12 protein-coding genes, 1 tRNA gene and 1 pseudogene are annotated in these 10,111 nt (G+C 63.0%); all 14 read left to right on the plus strand.

What is annotated here, in order from left to right:
• Positions 1-141, plus strand: a pseudogene (tuf, locus tag U1E69_RS09770) (elongation factor Tu); the annotation flags it as partial.
• A 250-nt stretch (positions 142-391) separates the two neighbouring features.
• On the plus strand, positions 392-529 hold the full coding sequence (locus U1E69_RS09775; RefSeq protein WP_305568555.1) for a hypothetical protein: 138 nt from the start codon (positions 392-394) through the stop codon (positions 527-529).
• A gap of 178 nt (positions 530-707) precedes the next feature.
• Positions 708-1,316, plus strand: coding sequence for a hypothetical protein (locus U1E69_RS09780; RefSeq protein WP_305568539.1), 609 nt, complete (start codon positions 708-710; stop codon positions 1,314-1,316).
• Between the two features lie 338 nt (positions 1,317-1,654).
• Positions 1,655-1,730, plus strand: a tRNA-Trp gene (locus tag U1E69_RS09785).
• Positions 1,731-1,851: 121 nt separating this feature from the next.
• Positions 1,852-2,370: a hypothetical protein gene (locus U1E69_RS09790; protein WP_322244196.1), complete on the plus strand. Its 519-nt coding sequence runs from the start codon at positions 1,852-1,854 to the stop codon at positions 2,368-2,370.
• Between the two features lie 91 nt (positions 2,371-2,461).
• The gene (locus U1E69_RS09795; protein WP_322244197.1) at positions 2,462-2,887 is read left to right on the plus strand and encodes an Rrf2 family transcriptional regulator; all 426 of its coding nucleotides are present in this window, start codon (positions 2,462-2,464) and stop codon (positions 2,885-2,887) included.
• Between the two features lie 135 nt (positions 2,888-3,022).
• Positions 3,023-3,796, plus strand: a complete 774-nt coding sequence (locus U1E69_RS09800) for a sulfite exporter TauE/SafE family protein (protein ID WP_322244198.1) — start codon at positions 3,023-3,025, stop codon at positions 3,794-3,796.
• Between the two features lie 123 nt (positions 3,797-3,919).
• On the plus strand, positions 3,920-4,111 hold the full coding sequence (gene secE / locus U1E69_RS09805) for a preprotein translocase subunit SecE (protein WP_322244199.1): 192 nt from the start codon (positions 3,920-3,922) through the stop codon (positions 4,109-4,111).
• 168 nt (positions 4,112-4,279) lie between these two features.
• On the plus strand, positions 4,280-4,813 hold the full coding sequence (gene nusG / locus U1E69_RS09810; RefSeq protein WP_322244200.1) for a transcription termination/antitermination protein NusG: 534 nt from the start codon (positions 4,280-4,282) through the stop codon (positions 4,811-4,813).
• Between the two features lie 97 nt (positions 4,814-4,910).
• On the plus strand, positions 4,911-5,363 hold the full coding sequence (rplK, locus tag U1E69_RS09815) for a 50S ribosomal protein L11 (protein ID WP_322244201.1): 453 nt from the start codon (positions 4,911-4,913) through the stop codon (positions 5,361-5,363).
• A 5-nt stretch (positions 5,364-5,368) separates the two neighbouring features.
• The gene (gene rplA, locus U1E69_RS09820) at positions 5,369-6,067 is read left to right on the plus strand and encodes a 50S ribosomal protein L1 (RefSeq protein ID WP_322244202.1); all 699 of its coding nucleotides are present in this window, start codon (positions 5,369-5,371) and stop codon (positions 6,065-6,067) included.
• Between the two features lie 250 nt (positions 6,068-6,317).
• Positions 6,318-6,833 (plus strand): 50S ribosomal protein L10, encoded by a 516-nt coding sequence (gene rplJ / locus U1E69_RS09825; protein ID WP_322244203.1) that lies wholly within the window; start codon positions 6,318-6,320, stop codon positions 6,831-6,833.
• A gap of 66 nt (positions 6,834-6,899) precedes the next feature.
• Positions 6,900-7,277, plus strand: coding sequence for a 50S ribosomal protein L7/L12 (gene rplL / locus U1E69_RS09830; protein ID WP_295080975.1), 378 nt, complete (start codon positions 6,900-6,902; stop codon positions 7,275-7,277).
• A 236-nt stretch (positions 7,278-7,513) separates the two neighbouring features.
• The coding region (rpoB, locus tag U1E69_RS09835; RefSeq protein ID WP_322244204.1) for a DNA-directed RNA polymerase subunit beta at positions 7,514-10,111 on the plus strand (2,598 nt) is incomplete at its 3' end.

The raw sequence follows: 10,111 nt of genomic DNA on the forward strand, positions 1-10,111 counted from the left end.
GAAATGGTGATGCCGGGCGACAACCTGAAGTTCAACGTCGAACTGATCGCCCCGATCGCGATGGAAGAAAAGCTGCGCTTCGCCATCCGCGAAGGCGGCCGCACCGTCGGCGCAGGCGTGGTGTCGAAGATCATCGCCTGATCTTGGAAACGAGACCGTCCGCGGAAACCGCAAACGGGGGCGGCGCAGGCGTGGTGTCGAAAATCATCGCCTGATCCACCCTGCGACCCCGTGATCCGGACAGGCCGCCCCGAAAGGGCGGCCTTTTCCTTGCGGTGAATTCGTGAATGCAGGCCCGGCGCGATCTGTCCCGACGTCACGACTTCCAGACTTGGGAGTCCAGTGATGCGCCGGATGCGCCTGCACGCTTTACCTTGGTGAACTTGACCAGTTGCCGCAGCCCACCCGGCGCCAGGATGGCTCGCAGGTCACCACCGGTGCGGCGGAAAACCCGACGCTGATGATCGTGGCGCTGGCGATCCGTCAGGCCGACCACATCGCATCGGATCTGGCGGTCGGCACGATCTGACCGCCAGATCCCAGAAAGCCCTGGCGCGCCGGTTCGTCCGGCGCGCTTTTCGTCGTGTGCCGCATGGGTGTTGCGTCCTTGCAACGCGCAGCCGTTACCTGTGTGGCTATCTGGCGTGATTCGGGCCGTGAGCGTAATCATTCAAACAACGCAACGCTTTAATGTCAGGTAGATAAACATGGCACGTCTCCTTTCGATGGTGGTCGCAGCTTTCGCAGCGACCGCAGGGTCTGTCGCTTCGGCGCAGGAGTTCTACTTCGGGGGCGGCCTTGCCTATACCTCCGGCACGTCGGAGTCCGAATTCGCCAACTCGTCCGATCTTGACGCCGGAATGCTCTCCCTGATCATCGGTCAGCGCTTTGCGGCCGGCACCGGCTTCTGGGGCTGGGAAACCAACGCCGATCTTTCGTTCGGTTCTGAAACGAAAGAATCCTCCTTTGGCGCCGTCTGCTCGACGGATGGCGCGAACGGCCCCTACCTGTGCGAACACAAGGCCACCGTGCGCCTGGTCGGTGTCTACGGTGTCCCGGTCGGTGCGGGCACCGAAGTCTTCGGGTCGCTTGGTGTGGGCATGATGCTGGGCGACTACGCCGACAGCTCCTTCTCGGTCGAATCCGCCCGGACTTACGGCGCCACTGCGGGCCTTGGTCTCAGCCGCGATTTCGGCGGTGGCCTGACCGCGCGCGGCGAAGTGATCTACGACAGCTTCGACCGCAACAGCCAGGAATTCTACGACTCCACCTATTATGGCACCTCGCTGCGTATGGCGTTGATCCGCAAGTTCTGATCGGCCGCCGCGTCAAGCGCAAACCCGGCCCGCAGAGCGGCTCTGTCTCCTCATGGTCTGCCGGGCTTTCGGTGCAGGTCCATCAAGCTGATCCTGTTCGCAGGGTCAGCTTTTTGCTGTTGGTTTTCGGCTGGCCTTACGGTCTCGATCACGCAGGCCCGCACGCCTCGCTTGCCCGTGCGCCTTCTGTCGCGACCCTGCAGCGCCTGATCAAAGCGCACGACCGCCGTTTGCCGGGCCGCGACCACGGCCCGAAACTCTCACCCCCCGCAACCGCCGCATCCGGTGCGAGAATCCCTTGACCTCGCCCTGCGCCTGCCGTAACCGATGCCCCGCGTAGGGGTATAGCTCAGCTGGTAGAGCGACGGTCTCCAAAACCGTAGGTCGCGGGTTCGATCCCTGCTGCCCCTGCCATCCTCAAATCAGTGTGGCAGAAACCGTGACGCAGTATGGCTGCGGTTCCGCATCGGGAACCCGGCGGGTTTCCGCGCGTTTGGTCTTCATGATCCCTCATTGCAGGAAAATGGAGTCACTCATGTTCAATGCGAAACCGGCAGCGACTGCTGCTCTTATCGCCGTTCTGGCCAGCCCGCTTCTGGCGGCTGTCGACAAGGTCGCCAAGATCGACGCCACCGTCGATGTGTCTGCCATCACGAATGCCGAGGCGGCCACCTTCTGGGCCAATCTGGAAGCCGACCTGGAAAATGCCATCGCCGCCCGTGTCACCGAGCGGCTGGTGACCGAAGAGGCAAAGCCGGACGAGAACGGCGCCATCGACGGCGCGCAGATCATCGTGGACATCCGCGAGGTCGAGCTGGCCACTGCGTTCGAGCGCGAGCTTAACATGGGCGATGCGGTCCTGGTGGGTCAGGTGACGATCGCGGATGACACCGACAACACCAATGCCGATGGCTACGAGCTGACCGTTTCGCTGGAAAACGCGAAGGTTGTGGTGCCGGAAGGTTCGGTCCTGGTGCTGTCGAATGACACCTCGGGCGCCTACACCCGTCTGGTCGAAGCCTTTGCCGACGGCATCGTCAGCCGCCTGAAGTAAGCTTTCTCGCCCTGCGCGCCTCGACAGGGGCGCGCAGGCACTTTTCCACAGCCAGCTTTTCAGCCCGTCGGCCTGGTGCTAGGTCTGCTCCATGCTGACCCAACGCGCCCGCTATGCCCTGCATGCCATGGTTTTCCTGGCGCGGAAGAACGCACCCGCCACTGTCGCCGAAATCGCCCAGGCAGAGTCGATCCCCCGCAAGTTTCTGGAAGCGATCCTGGGAGAGCTTGGGACGCGCGGGCTTGTCGTCGGCAAGCGCGGGCCCGCGGGCGGCTATCATCTGGCCCGTCCCGCCGAGGCGATCAGCTTCGCCGACATTCTGCGGTCCATTGACGGGCCTCTCGCTCTGGCCCCCTGCGCCAGCCTCAGCGCCTACCGCCAGTGCAGCGATTGCAAGTCGGTCGAAACCTGCGAGATTCGTCCGGTTCTGCTTGCGGTGCGGGACACCACTGCGCTGCTTCTGGAAGGGATGTCCCTGGCCGAGGCTGCAGGCGGCGTGAAACGGTCCTTCATCTGAGCAGCTATCCGGAACGTCCGTCCCGCCGAAACGGCCACCTTTAAAACATACTTTCTTTATAGGAATTATGCGTAATTGAATCTTGATTTCCTACCGAACTGGTGGGGAACTATGCGGACCAACCTGGAGGGTCCAATGGAAGACAGTTTCCTGCTTTTTGCCGTCGTAGGCTTTCTGGCGCAGATCGTGGATGGCGCACTTGGAATGGCCTATGGCGTCGTTTCGTCCTCGGTATTGCTTGGCTTCGGCGTGCCACCCGCCGCTGCCTCGGCCTCGGTCCATGCTGCCGAGCTTTTCACCACGGCGGCCTCGGCCGGATCGCATGTCTGGCATCGCAATGTGAACTGGCGCCTGTTCCGTGTCCTGGCTCCGGTCGGGATTCTGGGTGGCGTGACCGGCACCTACCTTGTCACTGCCGTCGATGGCGATGTGCTGCGGCCCTACGTGGCGGGGTATCTTGGGCTTATGGGGCTTTACATCCTGTTTCGGGCCTGGCGGGTGGCGCGGCCGATTGACAGCCACAAACCTGCAATTGTTGCGCCGCTGGGCCTGGTAGGCGGCTTTGCGGATGCGGTCGAGGGCGGTGGCTGGGGTCCGGTCGTCACCACCGGCCTTGTCGGGACGGGCGGGGCCCCGCGCGAGATGATCGGGACCGTGAACACGGTCGAGTTCTTCCTGACCTTCGCCGTGTCGCTGGCCTTTGTCCTGGCGCTGATGACTGGCCATTGGGAAGACGCGGGCGGCCTGGTGCAATATGCGTCCGCAGTCGCCGGCCTGATCGTCGGCGGCGTCCTGGCTGCGCCGCTGGCGGGCTACGTGACACGCATGATGCCGCCGCGCATCCTGATGATTGCGGTCGGTGTGCTGGTCTCGCTTCTGGCGATCTACCAGATCAGCCGACTGCTCTGATCCCCGCTGGCCCCCGCCGCACGGTCAACTGCGGTGGGGGCCAGCCCGCAACACATCGCGTGCCGCTTGAAATCCCCGGCCCAAACCCGTATCTCCCGGTGCGACCCTAGTTCCGGAATCCCCATGTCCACGACGAACCCCCTTCAGTTCCTGCAGCAGGTCCGCGCCGAAGTCGCCAAGGTTGTCTGGCCCACCCGCCGCGAGACGTTGCTGACCACCCTGATGGTTTTCATCCTTTCGGCCCTGGCCGCCACCTTCTTCAGCCTGGTGGACCTCGGCATACGCACGGCGCTGACCTACATCATCGGCGCCTGATTTCGGACAGGCTCCGGCTTTCCCTCTTGAATTGACGGCGGGCAGGGGGTAGACCCCGCGCCAACCAAAGGGACACCGGCGCGCATCGATTCGGGGTGCGCGCTGTTTTTTGTTCCGGGACCCGACGAAGATGGGCCGAATGGCCCGGGCAGCAAGGAAGCAGGCAAGATGGCGAAGCGCTGGTATTCGGTAAGCGTTCTCTCGAACTTCGAGAAGAAGGTGGCCGAGCAGATCAAGACCGCCGTCGCCGAAGCCGGTCTCGAAGAAGAGATCGACGAGGTTCTGGTCCCGACCGAAGAGGTCATCGAGGTCCGTCGCGGCAAGAAGGTCACCTCGGAACGCCGCTTCATGCCGGGCTACGTGCTTGTGCACATGGAAATGACGAACCGCGGCTATCACATCATCTCGTCGATCAACCGCGTCACCGGGTTCCTGGGTCCCCAGGGCAAGCCGATGCCGATGCGTGACGCCGAAGTGAACGCGATCCTGAACCGGGTCGAAGAAGGTCTGGAAGCCCCGCGCAACCTGATCCGCTTCGACATCGGCGAAACCGTGCAGGTCACCGACGGCCCGTTCGAGGGCTTTTCGGGCATGGTCGAGGATGTGGACGAGGCGCACAGCCGCCTGAAGGTCACCGTGTCGATCTTCGGCCGGGCGACGCCCGTCGAACTGGAATTCACTCAGGTCTCCAAGGGGAACTGAGGAAGCGCGTGGGAGGCGAGCGTCCCGGACTCGATCCGGGATGACGGACCGGACCACTAAACCGCGTCTTCGGACGCAGTGACAAAGGAGAGGCCAGATGGCCAAGAAGATTATCGGCAGCCTCAAGCTGCAAGTCAAAGCGGGTCAAGCCAACCCATCCCCGCCGGTCGGTCCGGCGCTGGGTCAGCGCGGCCTGAACATCATGGCCTTCGTGAAGGAATTCAACGCGAAGACCGCTGACCTGCCGCCGGGCACTCCGACGCCCGTTATCATCACCTACTACCAGGACAAGTCCTTCAGCCTTGAGCTGAAGACGGCTCCGGCCGCGTTCCTGATCAAGCAGGCCGCTGGCCTTCCGTCGGTCGGCAAGCGCAACCGGACCAAGGGATCGGCCAAGCCCGGCCGTGAAGTTGCCGGTTCGATCACCGCAGCCCAGCTGCGCAAGATCGCCGAGACCAAGATGAAGGATCTGAACGCGAACTCGGTCGAGGCCGCGATGAAGATCATCCTCGGGTCGGCGCAATCCTGCGGCATCGAAGTGAAGGGCTGATCGACATGACGAAAGTTGCAAAGCGCGTCGCCAAGGCGAACGAACTCTTCGCGGGCAAGGCGAACATCACCGTCGAAGACGCGGTGAAACTCATCAAGCAGGCCGCCTCGGCCAAATTCGACGAAACCGTCGAGATCGCGATGAACCTGGGCGTTGACCCGCGTCACGCCGACCAGATGGTCCGTGGCGTCGTGGCCCTGCCCAACGGCACCGGCAAGACCGTCCGTGTCGCCGTCTTCGCCCGTGGCGCCAAGGCTGACGAAGCCCGTGCCGCTGGCGCGGACATCGTCGGTGCGGAAGACCTGATGGAGACGATCCAGTCCGGCAAGATCGAGTTCGACCGTTGCATCGCGACGCCGGACCTGATGCCGCTGGTCGGCCGTCTGGGCAAGATCCTCGGCCCGCGCAACCTGATGCCGAACCCGAAGGTCGGCACCGTCACGATGGACGTGAAAACGGCCGTCGAAGGTGCCAAGGGCGGCGAAGTGCAGTTCAAGGTCGAAAAGGCCGGCGTGATCCACGCTGGCGTCGGCAAGGTCTCGTTCGACGACACCAAGCTGGCCCAGAACATCCGCGCCTTCGTCGACGCGGTATCGAAAGCACGGCCCACGGGCGCCAAGGGCACCTACCTGAAGAAGGTGTCGCTGTCGTCCACGATGGGACCGGGCGTGTCGGTCGACATCTCGTCGGCGACCCAGGCGTAAGCCAAAGTCGGGGCAAGCCTCGACCTACGAATTCCCGGGTGACCGGGATACTACCCGGGCGGAAACGCCCGGTTCTGTCCGAGACGGTGGGTGGCGCGCAAACGCCATAAATCCTGCCCGAGATGGGGAACGAGATTGAAGGCGCCTTCGGGCGATCTTGGTTTCGGGAACCTCAAACGGACCCGACGTCCCGGACTTGCTCCGGGACAATCATGAGCCGGGGGGAAACCCCCAACCTTGGAGTGAAACTGTGGATAGAGCCCAGAAAGAGAAAGTGGTCGAGGAACTCGGCCAGATCTTCGAAAGCTCTGGCGTTGTGGTGGTTGCCCACTACACCGGGATGACGGTTGCACAGATGCAGGACCTGCGCGCGAAGCTTCGCGACGTGGGTGGGTCCGTTCGCGTTGCCAAGAACACGCTCGCCAAGATCGCCCTTGAAGGGAAGCCCGCTGCGAAGATGGGTGACCTCCTCACGGGCATGACCGTGCTGTCCTACTCGGAAGACCCCGTGGCTGCGGCCAAGGTCTGCGAGGCCTACGCCAAGTCGAACGACAAGTTCGTCATCATCGGCGGGGCAATGGGCGACACGGTTCTGGACCAGGCTGGTATCAAGGCCGTGGCTTCCATGCCGTCGCGCGAAGAGCTTATCGCTCAGATCGTGTCGTGCATCGGTTCGCCCGCGTCTGCCATCGCCGGGGCCATTGGTGCGCCTGCGTCGAACATCGCGAGCATCCTGTCGACCATCGAGGAAAAGGCAGCTGCCTGACCCTTTCATCCCGGTTGTGGTTGATACCGCACCGTTGGAACCCATCTTAACAAACGGAACTGTAAAATGGCTGATCTGAACAAACTCGCCGAAGAGATCGTTGGTCTGACCCTCCTGCAGGCGCAGGAACTGAAGACCATCCTGAAGGACAAGTACGGCATCGAGCCGGCCGCCGGTGGCGCCGTCATGATGGCTGCTGGCCCGGCTGCTGCTGCTGCCGCTCCGGCTGAAGAGCAGACCGAATTCGACGTCGTCCTGACCGACGCCGGCGCCAACAAGATCAACGTGATCAAAGTTGTGCGCGAACTGACGGGCCTCGGCCTGAAGGAAGCCAAGGACCTGACGGAAGCTGGCGGCAAGATCAAGGAAGGCGTCTCGAAAGCCGACGCCGAAGCGATGAAGAAGAAGTTCGAAGAAGCTGGCGCCAAGGCCGAGCTGAAGTAATCGGACTCGGGGGCAACCCCGGCAAAACAGCAGGGCTGGGGCCGAGCAATTCGGTCCCAGCCATGCGCGTCTTGGAAGGGGCTTTTGCGTGAAGCCTCTTCCCAGACGCGGCGGGTTCGGGAGCCACCCTTCGGGACGGGCGGCACGAATGGAACCCATCGGTCTCTTCGCAAGCGGTGCGCGCCCGTGGCCCGACGGGTGGTGCGCCAGCGAAAAATGGAAAGGTGACCAGACACATGGCGCAAGCTTATGTTGGCCAGAAACGCATCCGCCGCTACTTCGGCAAAATCCGCGAAGTGCTGGAGATGCCGAACCTGATCGAGGTTCAGAAATCCTCCTACGACCTCTTCCTGCGGTCCGGTGACGCTGATCGTCCGCTGGATGACGAAGGTATCCAGGGCACCTTCCAGTCGGTCTTCCCGATCAAGGACTTCAACGAGACCTCGGTTCTGGAGTTCGTCAAGTACGAGCTGGAAAAGCCCAAGTACGACGTGGACGAATGCCAGCAGCGCGACATGACCTATGCCGCACCGCTGAAGGTGACGCTGCGCCTGATCGTGTTCGATGTCGACGAAACCACCGGGGCCCGGTCGGTCAAGGACATCAAGGAACAGGACGTCTACATGGGCGACATGCCCCTGATGACGCACAACGGCACGTTCATCGTGAACGGCACCGAACGCGTGATCGTCAGCCAGATGCACCGCTCCCCGGGCGTCTTCTTCGACCACGACAAGGGCAAGACCCACTCTTCGGGCAAACTTCTGTTCGCCTGCCGCATCATCCCGTATCGCGGCAGCTGGCTGGACTTCGAATTTGATGCCAAGGATGTGGTCTTCGCCCGCATCGACCGCCGCCGGAAACTGCCGGTGACGACCCTGCTCTATGCCCTCGGCATGGACCAGGAGGCGATCATGGACGCCTACTACGAGACGATCAATTTCGCTTACGTGAAGAACAAGGGCTGGGTCACCAAGTTCTTCCCGCAGCGCGTCTCGGGCACCCGTCCGACCTATGACCTGGTCGACGCCGCCACCGGCGAAGTCATCCTGAAGGCGGGCGAAAAGGCCACGCCGCGCATGGTGAAGAAGTGGAAGGACGAGGGCACCGTCACCGAGCTTCTGGTCCCCTTCGACCACATCATGGGCCGCTACGTCGCCAAGGACATCATCAACGAGGAAACCGGCGAGATCTGGGTCGAAGCCGGGGATGAGCTGACCTGGGAACTGGACCGCGACGGTGAAGTGAAGGGCGGCTCGGTCAAGGTTCTGCTCGACCAGGGCGTCACCGACATTCCTGTTCTCGACATCGACAACGTCAACGTCGGCCCCTACATCCGCAACACGATGGCAGTGGACAAGAACATGGGCCGCGACACCGCGCTCATGGACATCTACCGCGTGATGCGTCCGGGCGAGCCGCCGACCGTCGAAGCCGCCTCGCAGCTTTTCGACACGCTGTTCTTCGACAAGGAGCGGTATGACCTCTCGGCCGTCGGCCGCGTGAAGATGAACATGCGCCTCGACCTTGGCAAGCCGGACACCCAGCGCACGCTGGACCGCGACGACATCATCGCCTGCATCAAGGCGCTGACCGAACTGCGCGACGGCAAGGGCGAGATCGACGACATCGACCACCTCGGCAACCGCCGCGTCCGGTCCGTCGGCGAACTGATGGAAAACCAGTACCGCGTCGGCCTTCTGCGGATGGAACGCGCGATCAAGGAACGCATGTCCTCGGTCGAAATCGACACGATCATGCCGCAAGACCTGATCAACGCGAAACCCGCTGCTGCTGCTGTCCGCGAATTCTTCGGCTCTTCGCAGCTGTCGCAGTTCATGGACCAGACCAACCCCTTGTCCGAAGTGACGCACAAGCGCCGCCTGTCGGCCCTTGGGCCGGGCGGTCTGACCCGCGAACGCGCTGGCTTCGAAGTCCGCGACGTCCACCCGACCCACTATGGCCGGATGTGCCCGATCGAGACGCCGGAAGGCCAGAACATCGGTCTGATCAACTCGCTGGCCACCTTCGCCCGCGTGAACAAGTACGGCTTCATCGAGACCCCGTACCGCAAGGTGATCGACGGCAAGGTGACCGACGAGGTCGTCTACATGTCGGCCACGGAAGAGATGCGCCACACCGTCGCCCAGGCCAACGCGGGCCAGGACGCCGAGGGTCGCTTCACCGAAGAACTGATCTCCAGCCGGAAGGCCGGGGAATTCATGCTGAACCCGCCGGATTCGGTGGACCTGATCGACGTGTCGCCGAAGCAGCTGGTGTCTGTTGCGGCCTCGCTGATCCCGTTCCTGGAAAACGACGACGCCAACCGCGCCCTGATGGGCTCGAACATGCAGCGTCAGGCTGTGCCGCTGCTGCAATCCGATGCTCCGTTCGTGGGCACCGGCATCGAAGCCGTGGTCGCCCGTGACTCTGGCGCTGCCATCATGGCCCGCCGGGCTGGGGTCATCGACCAGGTCGACGCGACCCGTATCGTTGTGCGCGCCACGGAAATGCTGGAACCGGGTGAGCCGGGCGTCGACATCTACCGTCTGCGCAAGTTCAAGCGGTCGAACCAGTCGTCCTGCATCAACCAGCGCCCGCTGGTGAAGGTTGGCGACACGGTTCTGCGTGGCGAAGTGGTGGCCGATGGCCCCTGCACCGACATGGGCGAACTGGCCCTGGGCCGGAACGTCGTCGTCGCGTTCATGCCGTGGAACGGCTACAACTACGAAGACTCGATCCTGATCTCGGAACGCATCCTGCGCGACGACGTGTTCACCTCGATCCACATCGAGGAATACGAAGTCGCCGCCCGCGACACCAAGCTCGGGCCA

Source organism: Tabrizicola sp., assembly GCF_034366665.1.
Lineage (GTDB): Bacteria > Pseudomonadota > Alphaproteobacteria > Rhodobacterales > Rhodobacteraceae > Tabrizicola.

What these genes read in the sequence shown, in the direction of transcription:
- rplL (WP_295080975.1), top strand. Translation starts at nt 6,900, where the DNA reads ATGGCTGATCTGAACAAACTCGCCGAAGAGATCGTTGGTCTGACCCTC.
- U1E69_RS09780 (WP_305568539.1), top strand. Translation starts at nt 708, where the DNA reads ATGGCACGTCTCCTTTCGATGGTGGTCGCAGCTTTCGCAGCGACCGCA.
- U1E69_RS09790 (WP_322244196.1), top strand. Translation starts at nt 1,852, where the DNA reads ATGTTCAATGCGAAACCGGCAGCGACTGCTGCTCTTATCGCCGTTCTG.
- nusG (WP_322244200.1), top strand. Translation starts at nt 4,280, where the DNA reads ATGGCGAAGCGCTGGTATTCGGTAAGCGTTCTCTCGAACTTCGAGAAG.
- U1E69_RS09795 (WP_322244197.1), top strand. Translation starts at nt 2,462, where the DNA reads ATGCTGACCCAACGCGCCCGCTATGCCCTGCATGCCATGGTTTTCCTG.
- rplA (WP_322244202.1), top strand. Translation starts at nt 5,369, where the DNA reads ATGACGAAAGTTGCAAAGCGCGTCGCCAAGGCGAACGAACTCTTCGCG.
- secE (WP_322244199.1), top strand. Translation starts at nt 3,920, where the DNA reads ATGTCCACGACGAACCCCCTTCAGTTCCTGCAGCAGGTCCGCGCCGAA.
- rplK (WP_322244201.1), top strand. Translation starts at nt 4,911, where the DNA reads ATGGCCAAGAAGATTATCGGCAGCCTCAAGCTGCAAGTCAAAGCGGGT.
- U1E69_RS09800 (WP_322244198.1), top strand. Translation starts at nt 3,023, where the DNA reads ATGGAAGACAGTTTCCTGCTTTTTGCCGTCGTAGGCTTTCTGGCGCAG.